Below are 22246 nucleotides of genomic sequence, written 5' to 3'. Positions count from 1 at the left end.
GATTAACTCCCTTCCTTTTCCCACGCATCGATCTGGAACAGTTGCTCATCCGTGAAGGTCATGGTGGTTTTGGCGGTAGCGATGATCGCCTTGGCCTTCTTCTTGCCGGAGCGCACCAAGGGTTCCCATTCTTTACTGAGGTCGGCGAACTGCTCGGGTGTGCATACTGGCAACTCATCTTTATTGCCAGTTGATTGCTTTGGTGCAGCTTCGCCACCTTCAGCAACTTCGAACCAATCCGCCGCTGCGCTCATGCCGTCGCGGAGGCTGGCGTAAATCTTTTTCAGACTCACTACCTGCGCAGGCTGAATTGCATCCAGACGGCGCTGTATGCGCTTCTCGATCTGGTCTTTTGTGACGCCGAACGCTTCATATGCCACAACCATCTTCTGCATCGCCTCGGGGCTGGTATCAGCCTTGATCTTCATGGTCGCCTCACACTGAGCTACTGCGGCTTCTGTAACATCGCCTGGGAGAATGGCAAGAATGCAGGCGCGTAGGCGGCGGCTGCCTTGATTGGCTACCAGTTCGTAAACATCGCGCGGGTCTTCCAGCTTGTAGCTGCCTTTCTTGGTGTAGCGAACATGCGGCACCTGAAAGGTCACTTCGCGTCGAGTGTTGGTTTCAACATCCCATGCGTAGGTTTGGACAGTGGATTCGCCGCCCGACTGGTCAAGTTCGCGAATACCGAACTGCATGTTTCCCCATGCCTGCGCCATTGCCTCAGCCAGTCGAATAGAGGGGCCGGAAACGTCGCTGCCGCCCTTCGAATAGGTGTAGACCGCGGCATCGGCTAAAGTCGGACGTGTGCATGCATTCAAGATGCGGTCCATGGCTGCTATCGGGTCGCGCGGGTTCATGCGGGCGATCATCATTGCCGCTTGCACCTCCGCGATTGACCGCTGCTGATCGGATTGAGCGACGGCATTGCCTGGCTGTTTAGCCGATTGCGTTGCCACCCCAAACGGGTTACTTCCTTTTTCTTGTTGTTCCATTTCAGTTATCTCCTGTTGTTTTTAGAGGGCCACGGCTACGCCGCGACCTGAGACCGGTGACTCAGAGACCTATTTGGTGCAGCGAAAGCCGATGACGTCGTCCCCGTACCCGGGGCCGTCGCTGTAGAGAACGAAGACGCCCGCACCCGACCCGGAACCCCAGAAGCCGCCCCGGATGAGCGCACGGCCAGACCAATTCGCGCCACCTTCAGGACGCCAGCCGGTGCCGTCCTTCATCGAAGGCGCAGGACATGTGGTGAGCAGGAGAGAGTCGGCGGGGATTACGCCAGTCAGGCCGCGCTCATCGCCATGCAGGTCATCGCGCATCCATTGAAAGAGATTCCCCGACCAGTCGCAGATGCGCTCACCGTTAGAGAGAACGAACCAGCGATCTTCTTCGGCATCGGGTGAGATGTAAGTGCCAGGCTGCGCACAATCGACGGTTCCTTTGTGCAAGCCTTGTTTGAGCGAGCCGACGCCGACCTTGCCGCTGAGCCAGTTTTCCGGTTGCAGGTAAATGTCCCATGACACCGCCAGAGATTGGAGAGCGGTAATTTGTTTATAGCCTGCGCTTTCTGCTTTCGCATCAGCATCGAAATAGCTGATGTTTATGAACGGTTCGGCATCGGATGTAGAGACAGGAATGTCTGCTGGGCCACGACCGGCGATGTATTTCATCATTTGGAAGGAAGGAACGACCGCACCATTCGGCAACGCGATGGCTGGCACCTGAATGAACTCGTTTACAGAAGTCACGCTTTGATTGATCTTGGCGCGCAGATCGGCAGCGAGCAGGGGGTATTCAGCCTCACATGCATCGGCATACGCAACGATGGCCAGAATGGCGTTCTTGTCCGTGGTCAGATTTAGGACGAAATGCTCATCACCGTGATGCTTCTCGCCTGGCGCATCTTTGCCATCCGTGCGGGTGATGTTGAACTTGTGATACAGGCCCAGCTGATGTTGATCGGGTGCGTTCATTTCTTATCTCCAAGTAGGTATTCGTTTAACTTCCAAGTTGCACGTGCCTTCCGCACGATCTGTTGGCGTACTGCATGGCTCGCCGACTTTTTGCCACCACTCTGTTTTGTCTTGCTCGGGTGTCGCCACCGCGGAGTAAAGGAGAGCTAGAATGGTGGCGAGGTACTTCACAGCGGTCGCTCTGCCTTGCTCCACGATTCACTGTGCGAATGTCCAAGACCTCGATAGAATCGGTAAAGGAAGAAATGACGCTTCGTTCTGCCGATCCAGCGGGCGAAGCGCACCAGCCAATTCGGATTGCGTCGGCGTCTGTTTTTGAGCGAAACAAGGAGGCCGTAGATCATGGCTGCCACCACATGCGAGCAACGGTATCCAGAACGATGCCGAACGTTCCCCAAGCCAGCGTCCAATACAGAATCTCGCGCCGCTCCGCCGCTTTGTGCTTCTCAAACTCCGCTTGCCAGTTGGTCATTTCGCCTCCGCTTTGTCGTTGGATTCGCGCAATTCCTCAGTGGCGGCGCGTAGTTGTTCGATAATCTCTTTGAGTGGCATGGTTGTTTCCGTTACAAAATTACTTCGCCTGCGCAATACGGAAGCGGTTTTCCATCACATCCGGCTTTGCGAATGTTCCAAGCATCAGAAGGGAATTCCATTTCTTGCGATCAAGATAAACAAAGCCTTTGCTGTCAGTCTTGAAGCAAAACTTCTTCACATCAGCAATGGGACGCAAAGAGATTGGATTCTCTGGGTGCTTTTCGTCGTAGCTCCTTGAGTTGTTGCCAACCCTTTTTGCATTGCGAATTACCGTTTTTGATTTGGAAGCCATGTTCAATCCCTAAAATTTAGTTTTGGCGGGGCTGTTTCGTCGCCCCTATCCGCGTTTCTGGCTCGACCGTTCGGAGCTAGCCCCTAATAATTCGCCACATCAGAAACGTACAATCGGTTCACCGTCTCGCTACGGGCCAGTTTCTAAAGCACTGCTGGCGGTCTACCTGTGACGCTGTTCAGGCTTCGAAGGCGTTTTGCATTGGTTGGTCGCCTCAGTCCGCTTTGCTCTGTCTGCTCTACGGTTTCATCCCGGTTCAGCCTCGTTCCACTGCACTTGCGCACCGCTGCAATCTGACTTGCCTCTCGCGCTTTCCGGTTTCTGCTGGTAGCCGCATCAGTTGCGGCATGGGTGAACTGTAAGGCATTGCCTAATGCCTGTCAATAGGCAATGCCTTATATTTTGGTATGATGCAATCTCAGGACGAAAAAAAGCCCGCATGGGGCGGGTTAATTGGAGGGTGCTATGAAATACGAACGCTATCTAATCATGTATCCAGCGGTGGCATTAGTTGACTATATTCAAAGTCCTGAAGCTTACGAGCCGTTAATTTCGTTGCTCGCAGCTTCTGCCAATCTTCCAAAGCCAGGTCCGCATGGCGACGGCGAAGAGGTATAGAAAGTAGGGAGTCTTGAGGAAAATCAGGTTTCGAGCAGCTCAGTTCTTTTAACATAGATTCTGCTGCCTCGAACTTGGCTGCCACATCAAAGAAATGATGATCTATAACTGCAATCGCGCAGATAACAGCGCCAATGCCTCGAATACCGGATTTCGACAGATAGTCCCGCACTACGCTTTCAAAATCTTCACGGTTGTCTGGAACATCAGTTCCAATGGCATAAACGATTATGAATAAAAACGCTTCGGTGCGAATCGTCTGAGGCAATCCTTCCAAAAAAGAGATTAATAAGGAGCGCGGATCGTCTTTATCTATGGTCATTTGAAATTCTCAAGTGCGCGCCCTTGTAATGCCACAGTTTGAATTTCTCCGCCTTTGGCTGGGTCGCTTTCTTCATAAGTCTCATACTTGCCGTCGATCTTGATTTTCTTGATGACTGGCTTCTTGCCCCACCATTGACCAGGTTTAGCATTTGCGTCGGCCTTCCAAATACTTCCTTTCTTTGGCGCTGGCTTGTCCTGAGTATTCCTGGTAACTATACCTTCTACAGTCACACATGATGGCTTTGCTCCAAGTTTTATATCTTGAGCTATTTCAATCCATTGATCGGTATCTCCATCGTAGCTTTCGATGCGCTTTTCTAGGTAAATTGGTGCTAAAAGTTCAACGGGCGATCTGTCAGTGATTGATGATATTTTCAAGTCTCGACATATTTGGACTTTCCCTTTTTCACCGTCAGCAAGGGCCGGTAATGTACAGGCTATTAGAAAAGCAGCGACAATCATCTCTTTTATCATAGGGAAAACCTCAATCAAAATTGAATTTAAGCTGCACTTGAACATGCACAATGTTACTTAGAGGCCCGTTTTGGTGGATGAGCGCCGTTTCCTTCCGGTTTCTTATCAGAAAAAGCTTCTTTGACCATGCGATTCTTCTCTGACTCAGACATTTTAAGCATGTGAAGCATCACATCTGTAATTTTCTTATCCGCTCCGGCATCACCAAACCACCATTCATATGGCAAACCGAAGTATTCAACAAGATGTGAGTAATGCTTTTTATCGATACGCCCGAATTTAAGCCAATCAGATGAAACAGAAGGCGGCTTGACCCCGAATTCCCTAGCGACATCCGCCTGATTAACCCCCTTCGCATCCATTGCAAGGCGGAGTTTATCTCCCAAGTGTTGTTCTGTATTTTTAGGCATAGCCTAATTTAATCCTCTCGATAAGCAATTAGGCAATACCTATTGACAGGCATTAGGCAATGCCTTATATTGGGTCGCATATGAAAACGAACCCAATTATTCAAGCAGGCGAGGCGGTAGGTGGGCTGGGAGTATTGGCACGCATCCTTTCTGTATCTGCCCCTACTGTCAGCCAGTGGAAATCTGGCATTCGTCCAATTCCTGCGGAACGCTGTGTCGAGATTGAGCAAGCCACCAGCGGCCAAGTAACTCGCAAAGACCTCCGTCCAGATGACTGGCAACAAATCTGGCCAGAGCTGATCGGGAAGAAAGCCGCCTAATGATCTCCTCCTTCCCACCAATTGCCGGTCCCTTACCTGTGCCGTTGGTGGGTTTTTTATTGCCTGTGTCGTCTGTTTGTTCATGGACTGCATCCTATTTTTTTTGCCCAAAACGCACACCCCTAACCACCCCTAAAATTTATGGAGGTGTTTTATGAAGTTGTTTTATGACGATGAGTTCGAGGCAATTTCCCTCGCGATCTCCAGTAGCAATAAGACTTTCAAGCAAGTGGCGAGCTTTATCTTCCCTGACATGAAGCCTGAATCGGCTTACTCGCGACTCAAAACATGTTGCAGCCCGACAGGGGATCAGCGTCTGACTTTTGGCCAGACACTTCGCGTGATGGCTTTCTGTGAATCCTACGACGCTCTGATGTATGCCTGCGACGAACTGTCACATGCGAGACCGATCCGGGTAGCGCCAAAGGATGAAGAAGTGCGTCTGGTTGATGCCATCAAGGGAGCGTCCGAAACACTCAACAAGGCGATGCAGCAGCTTGAGCGCATCCAGCGCGCCAACATCAAGGCGGCAGCATGAGAATTGCCCAGCACGAAACGGCCATCGATTCGTTCCACAACCATGTGGATTCTGGAAAGGCTCATGCCCAGCGCACTCGCATTCTGGAATTCATCAAAAAGAGTGGTGGGGACTGGTGCATAGGCGAACTGGCCAACGCGCTCGGGATGAAAGACAACATCGTGAGTGCCCGTGTAAATGAATTGCTTTACGAGACACATGATCTTGTCGAGCGCCCGAGGCGCAAGTCACGCGCCAGCAATATCACTATTCGGCCGGTTGGATTGCCATTGGTTGGGCAGCTGGCGTTATTCCAATGAACGCTCCCTACGACCACTATCTGGAATTCCTGAAAGGGAAGATCAAGCTGGCGGCTTTAGACGGCTTTGACGTTGATCTCGAACAGATCAATCCGCACCTGAAACCGCACACGCGCGCCATTGTTCAATGGGCGCTGAAGGGCGGCAATCGCGCAGTGTTCGCCTCATTCGGCCTGCACAAGACCGTCACGGCACTTGAGTGGTTCAGGCTCATCGGTATCTATCGCCCAGGCCTTCGGCTGAATGTGTGCCCCCTCGGCGTTCGCCACGAATTCACAGGGCAGGCCATCGAGCATTTCAAAGACGATTATGCGATCGACGTCCGGTTCATCCGAAGCGATTCCGAGATTCACGACGAGCGCACCATCTACCTGACCAACTACGAGTCGGTGCGTGAGGGAAAGATCGACGTCAGCAAGTTCCGCGCGTCCAATCTGGACGAAGCCAGCGTCCTGCGCAGCTATGGCAGCAAGACCTATCAGGAGTTCTTGCCCGCTTTCGCGCCAGTTGAATTCAAGCTGGTCAACACAGCCACGCCCAGCCCGAACCGGTACAAGGAACTGATTCACTACGCCGGATACCTCGGGATCATGGACACGGGGCAGGCCTTGACGCGCTTCTTCCAGCGCGACAGCACGCAAGCCAACAACCTGACGCTCTATCCGCACAAGGAAGAAGAATTTTGGCTGTGGGTATCGAGTTGGGCTCTGTTCATTCAGAGGCCATCTGACCTTGGATTCTCGGATGAGGGTTACGACCTGCCGCCGCTGGATGTCAGGTTCCATGAAATCAAATGCGATTACGACCTCGCCGGTACCGAAAAAGACGGGCAGGGGCTGCTATTCAACAATGCAGCGCTTGGCCTGCAGGCTGCAGCTACCGAGAAGCGCAACAGCATGAGTGCCAGAGTCGCCAAAGCTGCCGAATTGGTGAACGAAGCGCCCGATGATCATTTCGTTGTATGGCATGACCTCGAGGACGAACGCCGCGAGATTCAGACTGTATTGCCCGAAGCGATGTCCGTCTGGGGTAGCCAAGACCTCGATGCCCGGGAGCAGCGCATTATCGATTTCAGCGATGGCAAGTATCGCATCCTCTCCACCAAACCAATCATCGCCGGCAGCGGCTGCAACTTCCAGCGTCATTGTCACCGTGAAATCTTCTCCGGCATCGGCTTCAAATTTAATGACTTCATCCAGGCGATCCACCGCGTTCAGCGTTTCCAGCAGGAATTCGAGGTGCGCATCGACATCATCCATACGGAAGCCGAGCGCGAGATCCTGCGCACGCTGTTGGCTAAGTGGGAACAACACAAAGACATGGTGAACAAAGTGACAGAAATCATCCGCAAATACGGCTTGAACAATCTCTCCATGCAAGACACGCTGGCTAGAACCATCGGCGTCGAGCGTATCGAGGTATCCGGCGAGCGCTTCACTGTCGCCAACAATGACTGCGTGATTGAGGCCAAGCGCCAGCCCGAGAACCATGTCGATCTGATGGTGACCTCGATCCCGTTCGCAAACCATTATGAATACACGCCGAGTTATAACGACTTCGGCCATACCGAGAACAACGACCACTTCTGGCAGCAGATGGATTTTCTTACGCCGGAACTGCTGCGCATCCTCAAACCCGGGCGAATGTACTGCTGCCACGTCAAGGACCGGATCCTGTTCGGCAATGTCACTGGTACCGGAATTCCGACCGTCAGCCCGTTCCACTGCGAAGCGATCATGCACGCGCGAAAGCACGGCTTCGACTACATGGGCATGATCACCATCATCACCGATGTAGTGCGCGAGAATAATCAGACATACCGCCTTGGCTGGTCTGAGCAGTGCAAGGACGGCACGAAGATGGGCGTCGGCTCGCCTGAGTATGTCCTGCTGTTCCGTAAGCCCCAGACTGACCGTAGCCGCGGCTATGCCGATGTGCCGGTGAAGAAGAGCAAGGACGATTACACCCGGGCGCGCTGGCAGGTTGATGCGCATGCGTTCTGGCGCTCATCCGGCAACCGGCAACTGACAGCCGAGGAACTATCTGGCATGGGACCGGACAAGCTCGCCAAAGCGTTTACCGAATACAGCCTGCAACATGTCTACGACTACGAGTTCCACATCAAGATCGGCGAGGAACTGGAAGCGCGCGGCTCGCTGCCGTCAACCTTCATGAGTCTGGCACCTGGCAGCCATGATGAAGCAGTCTGGCATGACGTGAATCGCATGATCACCCTGAACGGCAACCAGTCGCAACGCAACGTCGAGAAGCACGTCTGCCCGCTGCAATTCGACATCGTCGACCGCCTGATTGAGCGCTACAGCAATCCGGATGAGTTGGTCTACGACCCATTCTGCGGCCTCGGCACGGTGCCTTACCGCGCGATCCTGAAGGGTCGCCGAGGGCAGGGCAGCGAACTCAATTCTGCATACTTCTTCGACTCAGTGCAGTACCTGCAGGCGGCGGAGCGTGAATATGGAATGCCTGACCTGTTCTCCTTCCTTGAAACTGAAAAGGAGGCGGCATAGCCATGGCGCGGATCAGAACTGTAAAGCCTGAGTTCTTTACGCATGAGGATTTGTACGTCGCTGAGATTGAGGAAAAGTTGCCATTGCGTGTCGCATTCGCAGGACTTTGGACTGTTTGTGATCGTGAGGGACGTTTTAAATGGAAGCCAAACACAATCAAATTGGCCGTTCTCCCATTCGATGAGTTGGACTTTTCACGCGTGCTTGACGCGTTGGCCGCGCGTGGATTCATTGAGCAGTACGAGTCCGAGTCAGGAGAATTGTTCGGTTTCGTCCCATCTTTCCTTGAGCATCAGGTGATAAATAACAGGGAATCAGAAAGCAATATACCTAGCCCGTTTGACGCGTGCTCGACGCGTGACCCACGCGGCTTGTGCATGCACAAGGGGAAAGGAAGGGAAAGGAAGGGAAAGGAAGAGGAAGGGAAAGGAAAGGAACCAGCCGCTGACGCGTCAGCGTTTTCGTTGCCGGATTGGATTGATCATCCAACTTGGGATTTGTGGTTAAAAACGCGCAAAGGGAAAAAGATGATCCCGGAGCAAATGCAGGCCCAAGTGAACAAGCTGTCGAAATGGCGCGATGCTGGGCTTGACCATGCCAAAGCTCTCTCAGACGCTGCAACCGCTGGATGGCAGGGTTTGTTTGAACCAAAGCCAACGGTCAACAAGGTCGACCCACAGCGCGACAAGGACCAAGCGCGTGAGGGAGCCAGGGCCAGACTTTTTGGAGGCGCAGATGCAACAGCGTGAATTCGATGATTTCGTGGACATCATCCAGGTGGTATCTGAGCAGTATGGTAAACGTCTTTCGGATGGTGTGATCGCCTTGTATTGGCAAGGACTGCAAGACTTCGAACTGATTGCGGTGCGAGACGCGTTAGGGCGTCATTTGCGCAATACCGACACTGGGCAGTTCATGCCGAAGATCGCCGACATCATCCGAATGCTTCAGGGGTCAAGCCAAGATGCTGCGTTCACCGCCTGGTCGAAAGTGGATAAAGCGGTTCGGCATGTTGGCCCCTATGAGACGGTTGTGTTTGATGATCCGCTCATCCATCGCGTATTGCATGACATGGGCGGCTGGATTGGTCTTAGTCAAAAAACTGACGAGGAATGGCCGTTCGTGGCGCGTGACTTCGAGAACCGCTATCGCGGATTCAAGTCTCGCAACGAGCGCGTTGAATATCCATCCAGGCTGATCGGCATCTCCGAGGCGCACAACGCGAAAGAGGGACACAAGGTTGCGCAGCCAATGCTGATCGGTGATGCCTCTAAAGCTAATGCCGTGATGTTGGAAGGAATTCAAGGGTCGCAGATGCTTGGATTGACTCGACTGTCTGATCGCCTGAATGGTGTGTCGCGGATCGAAAATCGGGAGGCGGCATGAAGCTGGCCATTACTCGCACAAACGAGCCCATGCCCTCCGAGGCGCTTGAACTATCCGGCGTCCGCCGCGTACTGTTCGAGTGCTTCAAGGGTACGAATCCAGAGGAGGATAAGGCGTGGCACCGCTTCTGGCACCGCCTCAAGGCGCTGGATGCCGGGGAGATTTCCTTCCTCGAATTCATCATCCCGCGCAACGGGAAATTCCACCGGAAGTTCTTCGCCATGCTCGATGTCGGATTCGATGCCTGGGAGCCGAATCGCGTGCGCAAGAGCTACAAGGGCCGCGCGATGGAGAAGAACCGCGAGCAGTTTCGCGAGGACATCATCATCCTGGCCGGATTCTACGAGCAGACATTCGACCTGAAGGGGCGCATGAGGATCCGGGCGAAGTCAATCGCCTTCGCCAACATGGACGACACGGAGTTCGAGCAGTTGTATTCGGCGGTAGCCACCGTCCTGCTGCGCGAGGTGCTGAAGACATACAAGGACCGCGCCGAACTGGATGCGGTTGTTGATCGCATGATGGGGTTCATATGAACCAATCTTATACCAAACATGAGCATGCCCATATAGATCGCGTCCGCAGTCTGCCTTGCAGCGTCTGTGATATGCCCGGGCCAAGCGAAGCGCACCACATCAGCCAAGATAACCCGTGGACTGCCGTCGCCCTGTGCACTGACTGCCACCGGCACCCAAAGGATGGATGGCACGGCCAGCGGCTTATCTGGAAAGTGAAGAAGATGGTCGAGATCGACGCGCTGGGCGTCACGATTAAGAGGTTGATGACATGAGCGTCCAGTGCATAACCTGCAAGTGGATCGTCATGGAGGGGTGCGCCAAAGGGCTCGGCATGTGCTGGAAGGAGGCCGAAGGCCATCGTCAACCGATGGATGTTTTGGAGCAGCGCGAATGCCGCATGTATGCGCTTGGTTCAATGCATTGCGTAAAGGGACGCTCTCAGCGGCGCATGGTATTCAACGAACGTGGAATTGTGAGGCTGGTATGACACAAAGCAATTTGACTGACAGGGAGAAGTTCGAGTGGTGCTGTGCCAATGGTGGGCATACCGAACTGAACGATAAAGGGGAGTACTCCAACACTGACCTGCAACAACGGTGGATTGGATGGCAAGCCGCTACCGCAGGAGCGGAAAAGGAAATCTCCAAACTCAAGCATGACTGTGCAAACCATGAGTTTGCATGTCGATTGCTCGGTGACGCCAACATCGCGTTGAATGAGAAACTGAACGTTTTGCAGGTGCCAGCATGACCTCAATCACATTTACGGTGCCAGGTACACCGGTTGGAAAGGGGCGCCCAAAGTTCGCGCGCCGCGGCAAGTTCGTCACGACCTACACACCTGAGAAGACGGCCAGCTACGAAAATCTAGTTAAATTGGCCGCGGCAAAGGCTATGGACGGCCGTCAGCCCATAGATGGCGCAGCCCAAGTAAGCATCTGGTTGTGGGTTACGCCACCGGCCAGCTGGAGCCAGAAAAAGCAACGCCAGGCTCTTGCACACGAAATATTCCCGACAACGAAGCCCGATATGGATAACGTTGTGAAGGGGATATTCGACGCCATGAACGAAATCGTGTGGCAAGACGATAAGCAAGTCATCGACCTTTCCTGCTACAAGCGATATTCGGAAACAGCGCGGGCCGAGGTGAAGATTACGCAAATCGGAGTGACTGCATGAGCGAATCCAGAGTCCTTCCCGCCTATGCCTACCGCGATCCGCAAGAGGTCGCCATCCGAAACGAAGAAGAAATGCTGCGCAAAGAGAAAGCCTGCGGCCAATGCCGTGAGCGCGTGAGCATGCATTGGTATGGAGAAGAACTTGTCAGCTGCGGGCGCAAATATCAGCAATATGGCCGACGCTGCGAGCATTTCCGGAAAGTTTTCATCAGGGAGGAAGACGCATGAGCCCTACTTGGATATTCGTCGGTGGTTTCTATGTTGGCATGTGCTTTGGCATCCTGATCGTATTCTTCATGCGGGGTGCTAAGCAGTTGGACGATAAGGAGGGTCAATGAGCCTCGACGATCTGGCCGAGCAAGCAGAGCAACGATTTCGCGATTTGGCACTTGCTACCAAACTCCCCGAACTTAAACCGACTGGAAATTGCTACAACTGCTCGGAGCCAATCGCTCAAGGCGTGTATTGCAATGCAGATTGCCGGGATGATCATGTGCGGCGAGAGCAATTCAACCGGGGGCGACAATGAAAAAGATAGCTTACTTTCGGGTATATCCGTCTTGGGTGCATTCCGAACTACTCAACTGGGCCAGGTGGTGTTGGCTGGGTGAATATCCGCACCCAGCCCCGCCGATCTGCAAGGGAATCGAACGCTTCTACCGTCGCGTCAGCGAAGAAGGGTCGAGCGACAATGTGCGTTCAATCCAGCCCATCGCAGAGAGAGCCGTGATTGTGCAGGAAGTCTGGGAGACGCTGCCACATGGCCCGAAGTTGGCATTGAGGGCCGAATACCCACAAAGGCATCAACCGCGGCCGCAAATGTCGGTAAGTGAATACAAGGCACATCTGTCGAATGCGGTTTACAAGGTCATGGTTCAGCTTGAGGGGAAACTATGAAGCATGCAGATAAGGTGATCGAGCTGTTGGCTGCGTACCCTGGGCGAGAATTCCGGATGCGCCAGATCGTGAACTACATCAATCCCAAGCCATCGCATGATGAGCGATGCGCGATCAGATCAGCTGTATCTCTGGTATTGCTCGCGCTGGTGGAGTCGGGGCAAATAAAGATGTCTGTGCCGAAGTCTCGCGGTAGTTTCGCTCTCTATGCTTGGAAAGTGCTAGATGATGCCGGAAAAAGTGTCAGAGAATGTGTAAGTATTCGTGCGGGGTAATGCCCCCTGCGAATTCATAAGCGCCCGTTCGGTACATTCCGGCGGGCGTTTTTGCATTGCACCATACAGCGCGACAATCTAGGCAGGCGAGCGCTGCGCACTTTAAGCCACAATCAGCCGTAAAGCCAAACGGCTGCCGGACGCTGTAACCGGCAAGAATTCACGCAGTATCCCTGTTTTACCGAGCAGCCTGCAAAGATGGAGCCGAGTCCTATCGCGCAGTAGTACTCTCGGATTGAGCATCACCCAGCCCACATCGCGCAAGATGCGTAAAAGCCGCAAAGGTAAAGATCACCCGGCGTGGCTCAGCATCGATGGGCTGGGATACCGTTTGCATGACGTTTCATTCTCCTTTGATACCGCTGCCTGATGTGCCGCAAGGCATATTCGGAATTGGGCACCCACCTATCGAGCATCCCATGGCAGCCAAGAATCAGCGATCTGGAAGCATTCGCCCTATGCCGCCAGAAAGTCTTTTGCTCAGCGAGGGTGGCGCACTATGGGGGCAGTTCCTGCCGGCGCCAGAGATTGAGGCATGGGTAAGAGCGGTCATCCTCGAAGAAGATGGAAACCTGTTTAACGAAGATCATATCCATCTAAGAGAAGCCAGCATCGGTTTCTTGTGGACGAATGTTCAATACATCAGACAGGCGCACCAGGTGGTTGGAACTGCCGAAATGCCGATGTTCCGGTGTGGTGCATGGCAAAAGGGGCGACAAGAGCAGCAGCTCCGTGAGTGGTTTGGCGATGTGCCGGACTTTGTTATTACGCTGGATGCGCTATATGCCGCAACTGCCAGCGATGCAGTCTGGGCTGCCGTGGTCGAGCATGAGCTTTATCACTGTGGGCAAGAGCGCGACGCCTTTGGTTCTCCCAAATTCACCCAGAGTGGGTTGCCTAAATTCCAGATGCGTGGTCACGACGTAGAAGAGTTTGTCGGGATAGTGCGCAGGTATGGCGCAGGTAATTCTGCTGGCGCAACCGCCAAGTTGGTAGAAGCATCCAAGAACGCTCCAGCGATTGCCAATGTGGACATCGCAAGAGCATGTGGAACCTGTTTATTGAAAGCGGCCTGACTTTGACTGGGCCTTGAGTTAAGGCATTCATTATGGCGGCACTCTCAGATGATGTGAAACGCCGCATTGTTCAAGACTTGGCGTGTTTCGATACGCCTTCTCAAGTAGCAAAGGCAATCAAGGCCGAATTTGGATTAATTGTGCCGCTCCAGCAGGTTGAGGCATATCAGCCCGGAAAGACGGCAGCGGCGAAGTTAAGTAAGCGTTGGCTGACTATATTTGAAGAGACCCGCAAGGCGTTTCTTGAAGATACCAGCCAAGTTGCCATCTCCCACCGCGCTGTTCGTTTGCGCGCCTTGAATCGCATGGCAGCAAAAGCCGAGGACAAGGGGAATATGGCATTAGCCGCCCAACTGCTTGAACAAGCAGCTAAGGAAGTCGGAGAGAGCTACACAAATCGATTTAAGCACGAACTAACCGGTAAGGATGGCGGCCCTATCGAGACGCGAAAATCCAAGGACTTGACTGATGAGGAACTCGCAGCTATCGCCGCAGGAGGCAGCGCGTGAACTTCTCATTAGAAGGCGTGCACGCGAAAGTCTGCAAGATTATGCGAATGCGATAGAAATACCAGGCGCTCCGGTGTCTGAAGACCCAGATACCGAGTTCTTCAAGCCAATCGAAACCACGATGGCGTTGCACCATCGTATTCTGTTGCAGAAACTGGAAGAGGTAAGCGGTAAGCCGCATGGCCGGTTGATGGTGTTCATGCCACCTGGTTCGGCGAAGTCCAGTTATGCGTCGGTGGTATTTCCGAGCGAATATCTTGGCAGCGAGTCAGATCGCCGAGTGATTCTGGCCAGCTATGGTGATGATTTGGCCAGGAAGATGGGGCGCAGAACTCGCTCGATCATCAAACAGAAGCGGTACAAGCAGATATGGAATGCCGAGCTTACAGCTGAAAGCTCGGCCGCACAGGAATTCGCTCTGACGAACGGCAGCGAGTATATGGCGTGCGGCATTCTGTCCGGCATCACCGGCAACCGCGCGCACGGCCTGATTATCGACGACCCAATCAAGGGGCGCGAACAGGCCAATAGCGAGACGATCAGGCAGAAGACCTACGATGCCTACAAGGATGACCTGCTGACCCGTCTCATACCTGGTGGCTGGGTTGTGCTGATTCAGACTCGTTGGCATGAGGATGATCTGGCTGGCCGGATCCTGCCAGACAACTGGAGCGGCGAGAGCGGTAAATTCCTGTGCAAGGATGGGTTCGAATGGGAAGTCCTGTGCATTCAGGCGCGTTGCGAGGTCGAGAACGATCCGTTGGGACGCAAGCAGGGTGAATATCTCTGGCCAGAGTGGTTTGACCGCAAGCACTGGTCACAATTTGAAAGCAGCCCGACGACATGGAATGCGCTGTTCCAACAGCGACCATCTCCGCTCGAAGGCACACTGTTCAAGCCGGACAAGATAGCGATCATTGACGCCTTGCCGATTTCCGGCATCAAGTGGGCGCGTGGCTGGGACTTGGCAGCAACCAAAGACGATGGCGACTGGACAGCAGGCCCGAGGATGGGATTGCTACCAGACGGTCGCGTGCTGATTTCCGACATGGTGCGCGTTCAATATGGACCGGATGAGCGCGACGAAGCACTGCTGAATACAGCGAAGCGCGATGGCTACGAGACAAAAATCAGTTTGCCACAGGATCCTGGTCAAGCCGGTAAGACGCAAGTCGCGTATCTATCCAAGATGTTGATTGGCTTCACCGTTGTTTCATCGCCGGAATCTGGCGACAAACTCACGCGAGCCGAGCCGTTTGCCTCACAAGTGAACGCGGGCAACGTGTTAATGCTTCGCGCTGGCTGGAATGATGCCTTGGTTGACGAGATGCGAACGTTCCCGAATGGGCGCTATGACGACCAGATAGACGGGCTTTCCCGTGCATTTACCGAGCTAGTGCTCCCGCAAAAAACTCAATGGGTGATCTAGCCCCTAGGAAATGACGATGGCCGTAAAAAAACTCTCACTTGTCCAGCGCGTATCGAACTGGGCGGGCGATAGGTTGGCAATGGCCATCTGGGCTGGCCGCACGCGCAAGATGCCGGAGCGCGAAACAACGGTATTCGCCAGGCTGATGAACCTGGGCAGCATGCGGTTCCAGAAAGACCGGCCGCTGATCAAGCCAACGCCGTCGAATCTGCGCAAGTTTGGTCGAACTGTATATGCGCGCCGCGCGATCAACCGCGTTAAAGGAGCTGTCGCCAGCCTGAAGTGGGAGATTGTCCCGAAGGCGAACGTAAAGCTCACGCCGGAGATCAAGCGCCAGATCGAGATTGTCACATCCTGCTTTAATAAGCCGAACCATGACGACTCGTTCCGGACGATGATCGAACAGGCGGGGGAGGACTATCTATCTTTCGGCGCGGCAGCGATCGAGCAGGAAGTTGGAGGCGACAAGATGCGGCCGCTGTGGATGTGGCCAGTCGACGCTTCCTCAATTCAAGTTTATGCAGGCTGGACTGGCGACAAGAACGAGGCGCGATATTCCCAGACGCTGGGATACGGCAACGTCGGCGGTGTGCAAGGCATTCCACTGACCAATGACCAGCTGATCTATATCCGCAAGGACCCGAACACCAATGATCCGTTTGGTATCGGCTGTCTGGAGATTGCCTTCAATAGTATCAGCCGCCTGCTGGGTGTATCCGACTATGCTGGAAATGTTGCCAGCAATGGCGCACCGAGAAACATGCTGGTTTTCAAGGGCGCGGATAAATCCACTCTTGAATCAATGCGCGGCTGGTGGCGTGATGAGGTCGAAGGACAGGGCGAAGTTCCCATGCTGGGCGGCGATGGCGCCGAAGTTCTCAAGCTGCATGAAGGTAAGGACGATGCGCTGTATCTGAAATATCAGGAGATGCTGATTCGCGAGATTGCGACGGCATTCGAGATCAGCCCGCAAGACCTTTCCATTGAGGCTGATGTAAATCGCAGCACAGCTGAAGTCTCTGATGACCGCGACTGGAGCGGAGCCATCATTCCGATGGCAACTAACTTCTCGGCTTACCTGACGCGCGAAGCCATTGAAGGCAAGCTCGGGTTCAGCCAGATCGAACTGAAGTTCCTCGGCCTTGATCGCGAGGACGAAGAAGCCACCGCAAAGATATTCGAGACGTATTACAAGAACAATGCGATGACGCCCGATGAACAACGTGCCCGCTTGGGGTTGCCACCGATTGAATCTAAGTGGGGCAGTTTGACCTATGCCGACGTGCAGTTGGCAATTGCAGAGAAGAGATCACCGGGCGAAGAGCCCATTAACAACATAGGAGTATCAAAAAATGGGAAATAAAGTTGTTCACTCGGTAGAAACTCCGGCTGGTTCTACGCCGAATACACAGGATCGCGTCATTCTCGGCGTGCAAATGGGCGTTGCCAACGGAGCAGGCGGTGGTGCTGGACTGGCCGTTGTTGTTGCTGTCGCGATGGCGGGTCTGCCAGCCAACTACGCGGTTGCCGTCAACCCCGGCCAAGATGCCACCTGGTTCGTGTCTGGCAAGACGGCCACCGGTTTCAACGTCACACTCACGCCGCGCCTTGCCGCCAACACATTGGCAGCCGGTACGTTCGACGTGATTGTCACCGGTTAATTTCTCTACAACCTCACACAAGGAATAGATCATGACCACATTCTCTACGCTTGCCGCAATGCAATTGCTGACCGCCGAAAAAGCCGCTGTTCAAGCAGCTGGTGGATATGAAGACGGGCAAGGCATGCTGTCCGCCATCAATGCCACGATTGCCGAGGTCAAGCTGCAGCTCACTGTGCTTGCCGCCAACGTTCCGGCTGGAACGAATCTGACGGCGATTAATGCAGCTCTCACGGCGCTGGCTTAATCATGGCCTCCCAACAATCTAACGCCCAAGTGGCGCGGGTGGCAGCCGAAAAGACTGCAGTGACGGCACCGACGTATACCAATTCCGTTCAGCTGGCCAGATTAAACCAGCTGGAAGTGAAGCTCGGCGAGCTGAAGTTGCTGGTTGCTCAGATCAACGCGGCTGGTGGCATTGTGAATAGCACCGTCGCTACAGACCTGACCAACCTGCTTGCGGCATTGTAAAGGAGGCATCATGGCAAAGAATCAAAAAAAGACTGGCAATCAGTCGGGCGACAAGGAGAAGACGGGTGCCGCAGATAAAACAGCGCCACAAACGAATGCTGAAGCCTTGTATGTGCAGATCGCGGACGGTTCTTATGATGTGGCTACCGCGAACGACATTGCCAACACGTCGGATTCGCTCAAGCTGTTCAAACTGGACGGCGATGGTAAATATGTTGAGCTGACTGCTGATGAAGTTGCTGCGGCCAAAGCCAAGGATCCTGCTGCCCTCGTTACCTTGGATACGGCCGCCGATACCTCTGCGAAAGCAGCCACAGAGAAGGTTGTCACACTGTCTGAGCACATCGTCACCGCGGCTAAAGCTGCACAGGCTGATGCAAACCATGCGTCGCATGGTGCTCTGGAAAACTTCCTGGTTCACCTGACCGAATTCAAGGCAAAGCTTGTTGCCGTGGAAGATGAGGTTGAAGGCGAAGTCGCCACGTTGCTGAGCCGCATCAAAGCAATCCTGTAACACAAGTAAACCAGTGCGAGTTAGGCCGTCTCCGGGCGGCCTTTTTTATTTCGGGGTCAATGAATGGCACTCACCAAAGAGCAGCGCGAAGAACTCAAGGACAGCGATTTTGCTGTGCCGGGGAAGCGCGTATTGCCCATCCATGATGAGGCGCACGTCAAGATGGCGTGGTCTATGTTGCCGAAGACACAAGACCTGACCGACGACGAGCGCAGCGAAGCCCGTCGCCGAATTATCCGTCGGGCACACGACCTCGACATCAACACCACAAAGTGGGAAGTCCACGCAACCAGCTTCACATTCGAAGCCATGGCGCTGGACATGCCGACCGGAGAACACCCGAACAAGATGCCATTCAAGGGGGTAATGACCCGCCTTGACCAGACTTCCGATGCGCCCCCACATGGCAGCAGCGGGAAGCAAACGTACATCCCAACGGATGTGGCAGAAGCAGCGATTCCAAGCCTGCTTGGTATGGCCGTCGACTACAAGCCAGATTTTGACGGACACGACAAGAAGGCAAAGATTGGCCTCATCACCGAGGCATACATTGAAGGCGATGCACTTTGGATCGCCGGATTTTTTTACGCAAACGACTTTCCCGATGAATGTCAGCGTATCCGCGCAGAAAAGAGCAGGTTGGGCTGGAGTTACGAGTGCCAGGCTGCTATTCGCGACGTGGAAGCCGACCCTTGGGTTGTTGACTATTGCATCTTCACGGGCGCAGCGCTTCTCTACAAAGAGTTGGCGGCCTATACCACAACGTCGCTTGAGGCTACGGCCCAGACCGACACCTCTGATACGGAGATCGTAATGACTATTGAAGAACTGAAGAAATTGCTCGACCCATTGAGCGCAAGCATTGCCGCCATCGGCAAAGAAGTAACCGAGCTGAAGGCAGCAAAAACAACCAACGCATCCGTTGATGCTGCTGGCGTAACCCATATCGTCAAACCGCATGCCGATGTACTGCGCGCCTGCGCCGATGGCATGGAAGCTGCCGGTATCGGTCTGCATGCAACCCAAGGCCACGTGAAGGTATTGCGTCACATGGCCGCACGTATGGAAGCCGAAGCCGCTATGGGCAAGCTGCCACACGTCTACCGTGACCACGATTTCTTCAGTACCGATGCGGCTGCTGCAAGTGCCGCGTCTGCCGCTGAGACATCGGGTTTGACCAAGCAGCTGGAAACAATTACCGCCAGCGTTGCTGATCTCGGTACCAAGTTGACTGACCTGCAAGCCAAGGCCTTCACCAATGCAGCCGCTCCCGAACGTAAGACTCTGAGCCCGGAGATCAAATCTCTGTTGGCCAAGGCTGGCATCGGCGAGGACGTCGCTGCAGAAGGCAAGGTCACAACGGAGATGGTCGACAAGTTCCTTGATGCTGCTGGCATCAAAGGTACCAAGGCCATCGAAACCAAGCTGAAGTTGCGTGAAGCTGGCGTTATGCCTGCTGGCCGCAAGTAATCAGCCATCCGACAATTAGGAGACATACATGAGTAATATCCAAGCAAAACTGATGGATTTGTCGGCTGCCGCTGATTACCTGGGCACCGGTGCCATCGAAGTTCCCGAGTTCGATCGCGAGATCATGGACGTGCTGCGTCGTTCCAGCGTGGCCCTTCAGCGTATCGAACAAAAGCCTGCAACCGGCCACCCGCACCGTTACTTCGAGCAAACCGCTCTGGCATCTGGTGCTGCCGTTGATCCGCGCAACATTTCTGCAACTGCAACTGGTCCGACCCGCGTTGAGCGTCCTGCCTTTATCAAGGCCGTGACTGCACAAAGCAACATCAGCCAGTTCGACAAGGACGTGACTGAGCAGCAAGGTCAGTTCGCTTCCGTGGTGGCGAAGGATGTCAACGACATCATCACCGCTGTGGAACTGAAGCGCGCCTCGATGTTGTGGGCTGGTACTGATACAAGCATGTCCGCTCCGACCACATTGGAGTGGATGGGCGGCCTCGCGCAGATCACTCAGCAAGCCACCATCGCCAATGGCGCATCGATCATCGACGGCCTGAAGTCTCAAGTAGCTGTGATGTTGGCGAACCAGACTTACAAGCTGGCTGGCAAGATCAGCGCCATCTACCTCAACCCGCTGTTGGCCGACTACATCGACCAAGAAGCCAAGGCAAGCCGCATCACCTTGGACAGCGTGGAAGTCGTTGCGGGCGTGACTGTGGCTGCAATCAGCACACAGGCTGGTAAGTTGCCGCTGATTGCCGATGCGTTCATGCCGACTACTGCAGCTTCTACAGCTGCTTACGGCTTCACTGCCACTCCCGCAAATATCAAGGGCTATTACGCCGTGATCATGTGCGAGGATGAAGTCGAGATCGCCGTGATCTCCGGTGCTGAGTACAACCCCAATCCTCGCCTGTTCCAACTGGGCTTGGTGGGTAACCTGTCTGGCCAGTTCGTGGGCGTGAAGTTCGACACCGCGATCTTCAAAGGTGCGAGCTACGCTCATAGCGTAGTGCAAGTACTGCGTCCGTAATCCATTAGCGGGCAGATTGAAAGCCGTCCTTCTGGGGCGGCTTTTTTTATGTCCGTTATCTCAATCGCGTCTCTATGAAAATCTACCTTCCGCACTACGACGGCAAGCCTACTCACAATGTATTTGTTCAGCCTGGCAGGGAATATCCAAACTCGGCCTGGATGGATGAAAACGGCAAACCGAGGATGTTTGCGGTCGAATTTCGTTATGGGCGCGCAGAAGTAGCCGACAACCTTGGGCAATACATGCTCGACAAAGAACTGGCGCAATCGAGTCCGATCATCGTTATTGAAAGGAAAGTGGCGTGAATAAGACCTATCCGAAGACCGCTGAACTTCAGGCTGTTGGCGAGAACTACACAGGTGCTGCCGCTGTTACGACAAGCGACACCGCTGCTGTGGCTTACGATGGTTTGTGGGTTGGCGGCGCCGGCAACGTGAAGGTTGATATGGCAAACGGTCAAACTGGCGTGACATTCACCGCCGTTCCCGCTGGGACGCTGCTAAAAATAGCAGTGACCAAAGTTTATGCCACCGGTACGACAGCGACCAACATGAACGGCCTGACTTACTAAAATGCCAGCATCCGCTTATCTTCAAAGCGGCGATCTGGCGAATTATGGCGTTCCCACAGCGACTGCGGCACAAATAGCGCAAGCCAGCGTCTTGATCGACGCTTATCTGCGGCGCTCGTCCGGATTGCTTTACACCGCAGATAGTGTTGGCAATCCGTGCTTCATGACCGCGCAGGATCCTGAGTTCACGCTCACCGCCACTGCATCGTTCGGTCCGGGCAATGGACTCTCTATTCCAGTGACTGGCCCAATTGGCGCACTTCAGATTGGCGATTGCGTCGTATTGGATCGGGCGAATACATCTGTCACTGAAACTGTTCAGGTCACCAGCATTGATCAGCCAAATGGCAAGATTACGCTGGGTAGCACTTCGGCGAACGTGCCTAGCGGCGTGCAATTCGCGCATAACTCTGGCTGCAAGATTGAGACTGGCTTGCTCATCACTGAGCGCAAGTACCTGCCGAAAAATCGCAGCGAAGTGACGCTTGGCTTTACGCCAGTGATGCGTATTGTCGGCGGTACCGGACGCTATGGTTATGGACGCCGCGGCGAAGCCGGTGCGACCAATACCGACAACTTCAATCTCTTGGCCAGCTTGAACAAGTTCGGCGGCCCGCCAGCATGGGAAATCTGGCCGGCGAACACAGCGGCTGGCGTGGAACCGTATACCGGACAGCTTTGGGTACCTGCCGGCATCATGTTGGCGTACTACAGCGAGATCCGTGTGCGTTATGTCGCCGGGTATCTGTATTCGAATCTGCCAGCAGATGTAAAACTGGCCTGCGCGCAGATCATCACCGCACTTCAACAAAATCCGCAGATCGGCAACGTCAAGAACCTGAAGGCTGGCGACACCGGCATTGAGCAGTTTTCTGCGTCGGTATTGTCAGATGACGTGAAGGCGATGCTGCAGCCGTTCCGCGCTCGAGCATTCGCATAAATC

General features: G+C 54.1%; 33 protein-coding genes. 26 read left to right on the top strand and 7 right to left on the bottom strand.

Features of this window, described 5'->3' with window-relative positions:
* Window positions 1–2: 2 nt before the first annotated feature.
* From SLIT_RS09740 to SLIT_RS09720, 7 genes are all read right to left on the bottom strand, one after another.
* Window positions 3–995, bottom strand: a complete 993-nt coding sequence (locus SLIT_RS09740; protein WP_013030074.1) for a hypothetical protein — start codon at window positions 993–995, stop codon at window positions 3–5.
* A 69-nt stretch (window positions 996–1064) separates the two neighbouring features.
* Window positions 1065–1976 carry a hypothetical protein gene (locus tag SLIT_RS09735; protein ID WP_013030073.1) on the bottom strand — a complete coding sequence of 304 codons (912 nt, stop codon included), beginning with the start codon at window positions 1974–1976 and terminating at the stop codon, window positions 1065–1067.
* Window positions 1977–2316: 340 nt separating this feature from the next.
* The gene (locus tag SLIT_RS16290) at window positions 2317–2448 is read right to left on the bottom strand and encodes a hypothetical protein (protein ID WP_013030072.1); all 132 of its coding nucleotides are present in this window, start codon (window positions 2446–2448) and stop codon (window positions 2317–2319) included.
* Window positions 2449–2547: 99 nt separating this feature from the next.
* Window positions 2548–2802, bottom strand: coding sequence for a hypothetical protein (locus SLIT_RS15975; protein ID WP_013030071.1), 255 nt, complete (start codon window positions 2800–2802; stop codon window positions 2548–2550).
* Window positions 2803–3289: 487 nt separating this feature from the next.
* On the bottom strand, window positions 3290–3742 hold the full coding sequence (locus SLIT_RS09730) for a hypothetical protein (protein ID WP_013030070.1): 453 nt from the start codon (window positions 3740–3742) through the stop codon (window positions 3290–3292).
* A complete protein-coding gene (locus tag SLIT_RS09725) occupies window positions 3739–4218 on the bottom strand; it encodes a hypothetical protein (RefSeq protein ID WP_041420839.1) in 480 nt (159 codons plus the stop codon). Before SLIT_RS09725 ends, SLIT_RS09730 begins: the two co-directional genes overlap by 4 nt.
* 53 nt (window positions 4219–4271) lie before the next feature.
* The gene (locus tag SLIT_RS09720; protein WP_150102991.1) at window positions 4272–4628 is read right to left on the bottom strand and encodes a helix-turn-helix domain-containing protein; all 357 of its coding nucleotides are present in this window, start codon (window positions 4626–4628) and stop codon (window positions 4272–4274) included.
* Window positions 4629–4708: 80 nt separating this feature from the next.
* On the opposite strand from SLIT_RS09720, the gene SLIT_RS09715 reads away from it, so the two are divergent.
* The 26 genes from SLIT_RS09715 (at window position 4709) to SLIT_RS09585 (ending at window position 22243) form a co-directional block, all read left to right on the top strand.
* Entirely contained in the window at window positions 4709–4948 is a 240-nt protein-coding gene (locus tag SLIT_RS09715) for a transcriptional regulator (RefSeq protein ID WP_041421213.1), read from the top strand.
* 154 nt (window positions 4949–5102) lie between these two features.
* Window positions 5103–5486, top strand: a complete 384-nt coding sequence (locus SLIT_RS09710; protein ID WP_013030066.1) for a hypothetical protein — start codon at window positions 5103–5105, stop codon at window positions 5484–5486.
* Window positions 5483–5785, top strand: coding sequence for a LexA family transcriptional regulator (locus SLIT_RS09705; protein WP_013030065.1), 303 nt, complete (start codon window positions 5483–5485; stop codon window positions 5783–5785). Before SLIT_RS09710 ends, SLIT_RS09705 begins: the two co-directional genes overlap by 4 nt.
* Window positions 5782–8313, top strand: coding sequence for a DNA methyltransferase (locus SLIT_RS09700; protein WP_013030064.1), 2532 nt, complete (start codon window positions 5782–5784; stop codon window positions 8311–8313). The genes SLIT_RS09705 and SLIT_RS09700 overlap by 4 nt, the downstream gene beginning before the upstream one ends.
* A 2-nt stretch (window positions 8314–8315) precedes the next feature.
* Window positions 8316–9062: a phage replication initiator YdaU family protein gene (locus tag SLIT_RS15280; protein WP_013030063.1), complete on the top strand. Its 747-nt coding sequence runs from the start codon at window positions 8316–8318 to the stop codon at window positions 9060–9062.
* The gene (locus SLIT_RS09690) at window positions 9049–9699 is read left to right on the top strand and encodes a DUF6475 domain-containing protein (protein ID WP_013030062.1); all 651 of its coding nucleotides are present in this window, start codon (window positions 9049–9051) and stop codon (window positions 9697–9699) included. Before SLIT_RS15280 ends, SLIT_RS09690 begins: the two co-directional genes overlap by 14 nt.
* Window positions 9696–10235 (top strand): DUF1367 family protein, encoded by a 540-nt coding sequence (locus SLIT_RS09685; protein WP_013030061.1) that lies wholly within the window; start codon window positions 9696–9698, stop codon window positions 10233–10235. The genes SLIT_RS09690 and SLIT_RS09685 overlap by 4 nt, the downstream gene beginning before the upstream one ends.
* A 372-nt stretch (window positions 10236–10607) precedes the next feature.
* Entirely contained in the window at window positions 10608–10967 is a 360-nt protein-coding gene (locus SLIT_RS09670) for a phiTE_015 family protein (protein ID WP_150102990.1), read from the top strand.
* A complete protein-coding gene (locus tag SLIT_RS09665) occupies window positions 10964–11395 on the top strand; it encodes a RusA family crossover junction endodeoxyribonuclease (protein WP_013030057.1) in 432 nt (143 codons plus the stop codon). Before SLIT_RS09670 ends, SLIT_RS09665 begins: the two co-directional genes overlap by 4 nt.
* Window positions 11392–11622 (top strand): hypothetical protein, encoded by a 231-nt coding sequence (locus SLIT_RS09660; protein WP_013030056.1) that lies wholly within the window; start codon window positions 11392–11394, stop codon window positions 11620–11622. Before SLIT_RS09665 ends, SLIT_RS09660 begins: the two co-directional genes overlap by 4 nt.
* 106 nt (window positions 11623–11728) lie before the next feature.
* Window positions 11729–11923, top strand: a complete 195-nt coding sequence (locus SLIT_RS15970) for a hypothetical protein (RefSeq protein ID WP_013030054.1) — start codon at window positions 11729–11731, stop codon at window positions 11921–11923.
* Window positions 11920–12291, top strand: coding sequence for a hypothetical protein (locus SLIT_RS09650; protein ID WP_013030053.1), 372 nt, complete (start codon window positions 11920–11922; stop codon window positions 12289–12291). The genes SLIT_RS15970 and SLIT_RS09650 overlap by 4 nt, the downstream gene beginning before the upstream one ends.
* Window positions 12288–12566, top strand: coding sequence for a hypothetical protein (locus SLIT_RS09645; protein WP_013030052.1), 279 nt, complete (start codon window positions 12288–12290; stop codon window positions 12564–12566). Before SLIT_RS09650 ends, SLIT_RS09645 begins: the two co-directional genes overlap by 4 nt.
* A gap of 419 nt (window positions 12567–12985) precedes the next feature.
* On the top strand, window positions 12986–13642 hold the full coding sequence (locus SLIT_RS09640) for a putative metallopeptidase (protein WP_041420838.1): 657 nt from the start codon (window positions 12986–12988) through the stop codon (window positions 13640–13642).
* 32 nt (window positions 13643–13674) lie between these two features.
* Window positions 13675–14151, top strand: a complete 477-nt coding sequence (locus SLIT_RS09635) for a DUF2280 domain-containing protein (protein WP_013030050.1) — start codon at window positions 13675–13677, stop codon at window positions 14149–14151.
* Between the two features lie 73 nt (window positions 14152–14224).
* Entirely contained in the window at window positions 14225–15580 is a 1356-nt protein-coding gene (gene terL / locus SLIT_RS09630) for a phage terminase large subunit (protein ID WP_190272127.1), read from the top strand.
* 16 nt (window positions 15581–15596) lie between these two features.
* Window positions 15597–16943, top strand: a complete 1347-nt coding sequence (locus tag SLIT_RS09625; RefSeq protein WP_013030048.1) for a phage portal protein — start codon at window positions 15597–15599, stop codon at window positions 16941–16943.
* Entirely contained in the window at window positions 16933–17241 is a 309-nt protein-coding gene (locus tag SLIT_RS09620; RefSeq protein ID WP_013030047.1) for a hypothetical protein, read from the top strand. The genes SLIT_RS09625 and SLIT_RS09620 overlap by 11 nt, the downstream gene beginning before the upstream one ends.
* Before the next feature lie 31 nt (window positions 17242–17272).
* Complete coding sequence (locus SLIT_RS09615; RefSeq protein ID WP_013030046.1) at window positions 17273–17488, top strand: hypothetical protein; 216 nt, start codon at window positions 17273–17275, stop codon at window positions 17486–17488.
* A 2-nt stretch (window positions 17489–17490) separates the two neighbouring features.
* Window positions 17491–17712, top strand: coding sequence for a hypothetical protein (locus SLIT_RS09610; RefSeq protein WP_013030045.1), 222 nt, complete (start codon window positions 17491–17493; stop codon window positions 17710–17712).
* A gap of 10 nt (window positions 17713–17722) precedes the next feature.
* Entirely contained in the window at window positions 17723–18226 is a 504-nt protein-coding gene (locus SLIT_RS09605) for a hypothetical protein (RefSeq protein ID WP_013030044.1), read from the top strand.
* 63 nt (window positions 18227–18289) lie between these two features.
* Window positions 18290–19696: a DUF6582 domain-containing protein gene (locus tag SLIT_RS09600; RefSeq protein ID WP_013030043.1), complete on the top strand. Its 1407-nt coding sequence runs from the start codon at window positions 18290–18292 to the stop codon at window positions 19694–19696.
* A 28-nt stretch (window positions 19697–19724) separates the two neighbouring features.
* A complete protein-coding gene (locus tag SLIT_RS09595; RefSeq protein ID WP_013030042.1) occupies window positions 19725–20729 on the top strand; it encodes an SU10 major capsid protein in 1005 nt (334 codons plus the stop codon).
* A 74-nt stretch (window positions 20730–20803) separates the two neighbouring features.
* Entirely contained in the window at window positions 20804–21037 is a 234-nt protein-coding gene (locus SLIT_RS15965; protein ID WP_013030041.1) for a hypothetical protein, read from the top strand.
* Window positions 21034–21303, top strand: a complete 270-nt coding sequence (locus SLIT_RS09590; RefSeq protein WP_013030040.1) for a spike base protein, RCAP_Rcc01079 family — start codon at window positions 21034–21036, stop codon at window positions 21301–21303. The genes SLIT_RS15965 and SLIT_RS09590 overlap by 4 nt, the downstream gene beginning before the upstream one ends.
* Window positions 21304–21394: 91 nt before the next feature.
* A complete protein-coding gene (locus SLIT_RS09585; protein ID WP_150102989.1) occupies window positions 21395–22243 on the top strand; it encodes a hypothetical protein in 849 nt (282 codons plus the stop codon).
* The last annotated feature ends 3 nt before the right edge of the window (window positions 22244–22246 follow it).

The organism is Sideroxydans lithotrophicus ES-1 (assembly GCF_000025705.1).
Lineage (GTDB): Bacteria > Pseudomonadota > Gammaproteobacteria > Burkholderiales > Gallionellaceae > Sideroxyarcus > Sideroxyarcus lithotrophicus.
This window is presented reverse-complemented; position numbering and strand designations above follow the sequence as displayed.

Bases quoted from the DNA above. Each gene is read 5' to 3' on its own strand.
- SLIT_RS09740 (WP_013030074.1), bottom strand. From the start codon at position 995: ATGGAACAACAAGAAAAAGGAAGTAACCCGTTTGGGGTGGCAACGCAA.
- SLIT_RS09735 (WP_013030073.1), bottom strand. From the start codon at position 1,976: ATGAACGCACCCGATCAACATCAGCTGGGCCTGTATCACAAGTTCAAC.
- SLIT_RS16290 (WP_013030072.1), bottom strand. From the start codon at position 2,448: ATGACCAACTGGCAAGCGGAGTTTGAGAAGCACAAAGCGGCGGAGCGG.
- SLIT_RS15975 (WP_013030071.1), bottom strand. From the start codon at position 2,802: ATGGCTTCCAAATCAAAAACGGTAATTCGCAATGCAAAAAGGGTTGGC.
- SLIT_RS09730 (WP_013030070.1), bottom strand. From the start codon at position 3,742: ATGACCATAGATAAAGACGATCCGCGCTCCTTATTAATCTCTTTTTTG.
- SLIT_RS09725 (WP_041420839.1), bottom strand. From the start codon at position 4,218: ATGATAAAAGAGATGATTGTCGCTGCTTTTCTAATAGCCTGTACATTA.
- SLIT_RS09720 (WP_150102991.1), bottom strand. From the start codon at position 4,628: ATGCCTAAAAATACAGAACAACACTTGGGAGATAAACTCCGCCTTGCA.
- SLIT_RS09715 (WP_041421213.1), top strand. From the start codon at position 4,709: ATGAAAACGAACCCAATTATTCAAGCAGGCGAGGCGGTAGGTGGGCTG.
- SLIT_RS09710 (WP_013030066.1), top strand. From the start codon at position 5,103: ATGAAGTTGTTTTATGACGATGAGTTCGAGGCAATTTCCCTCGCGATC.
- SLIT_RS09705 (WP_013030065.1), top strand. From the start codon at position 5,483: ATGAGAATTGCCCAGCACGAAACGGCCATCGATTCGTTCCACAACCAT.
- SLIT_RS09700 (WP_013030064.1), top strand. From the start codon at position 5,782: ATGAACGCTCCCTACGACCACTATCTGGAATTCCTGAAAGGGAAGATC.
- SLIT_RS15280 (WP_013030063.1), top strand. From the start codon at position 8,316: ATGGCGCGGATCAGAACTGTAAAGCCTGAGTTCTTTACGCATGAGGAT.
- SLIT_RS09690 (WP_013030062.1), top strand. From the start codon at position 9,049: ATGCAACAGCGTGAATTCGATGATTTCGTGGACATCATCCAGGTGGTA.
- SLIT_RS09685 (WP_013030061.1), top strand. From the start codon at position 9,696: ATGAAGCTGGCCATTACTCGCACAAACGAGCCCATGCCCTCCGAGGCG.
- SLIT_RS09670 (WP_150102990.1), top strand. From the start codon at position 10,608: ATGCCGCATGTATGCGCTTGGTTCAATGCATTGCGTAAAGGGACGCTC.
- SLIT_RS09665 (WP_013030057.1), top strand. From the start codon at position 10,964: ATGACCTCAATCACATTTACGGTGCCAGGTACACCGGTTGGAAAGGGG.
- SLIT_RS09660 (WP_013030056.1), top strand. From the start codon at position 11,392: ATGAGCGAATCCAGAGTCCTTCCCGCCTATGCCTACCGCGATCCGCAA.
- SLIT_RS15970 (WP_013030054.1), top strand. From the start codon at position 11,729: ATGAGCCTCGACGATCTGGCCGAGCAAGCAGAGCAACGATTTCGCGAT.
- SLIT_RS09650 (WP_013030053.1), top strand. From the start codon at position 11,920: ATGAAAAAGATAGCTTACTTTCGGGTATATCCGTCTTGGGTGCATTCC.
- SLIT_RS09645 (WP_013030052.1), top strand. From the start codon at position 12,288: ATGAAGCATGCAGATAAGGTGATCGAGCTGTTGGCTGCGTACCCTGGG.
- SLIT_RS09640 (WP_041420838.1), top strand. From the start codon at position 12,986: ATGGCAGCCAAGAATCAGCGATCTGGAAGCATTCGCCCTATGCCGCCA.
- SLIT_RS09635 (WP_013030050.1), top strand. From the start codon at position 13,675: ATGGCGGCACTCTCAGATGATGTGAAACGCCGCATTGTTCAAGACTTG.
- SLIT_RS09625 (WP_013030048.1), top strand. From the start codon at position 15,597: ATGGCCGTAAAAAAACTCTCACTTGTCCAGCGCGTATCGAACTGGGCG.
- SLIT_RS09620 (WP_013030047.1), top strand. From the start codon at position 16,933: ATGGGAAATAAAGTTGTTCACTCGGTAGAAACTCCGGCTGGTTCTACG.
- SLIT_RS09615 (WP_013030046.1), top strand. From the start codon at position 17,273: ATGACCACATTCTCTACGCTTGCCGCAATGCAATTGCTGACCGCCGAA.
- SLIT_RS09610 (WP_013030045.1), top strand. From the start codon at position 17,491: ATGGCCTCCCAACAATCTAACGCCCAAGTGGCGCGGGTGGCAGCCGAA.
- SLIT_RS09605 (WP_013030044.1), top strand. From the start codon at position 17,723: ATGGCAAAGAATCAAAAAAAGACTGGCAATCAGTCGGGCGACAAGGAG.
- SLIT_RS09600 (WP_013030043.1), top strand. From the start codon at position 18,290: ATGGCACTCACCAAAGAGCAGCGCGAAGAACTCAAGGACAGCGATTTT.
- SLIT_RS09595 (WP_013030042.1), top strand. From the start codon at position 19,725: ATGAGTAATATCCAAGCAAAACTGATGGATTTGTCGGCTGCCGCTGAT.
- SLIT_RS15965 (WP_013030041.1), top strand. From the start codon at position 20,804: ATGAAAATCTACCTTCCGCACTACGACGGCAAGCCTACTCACAATGTA.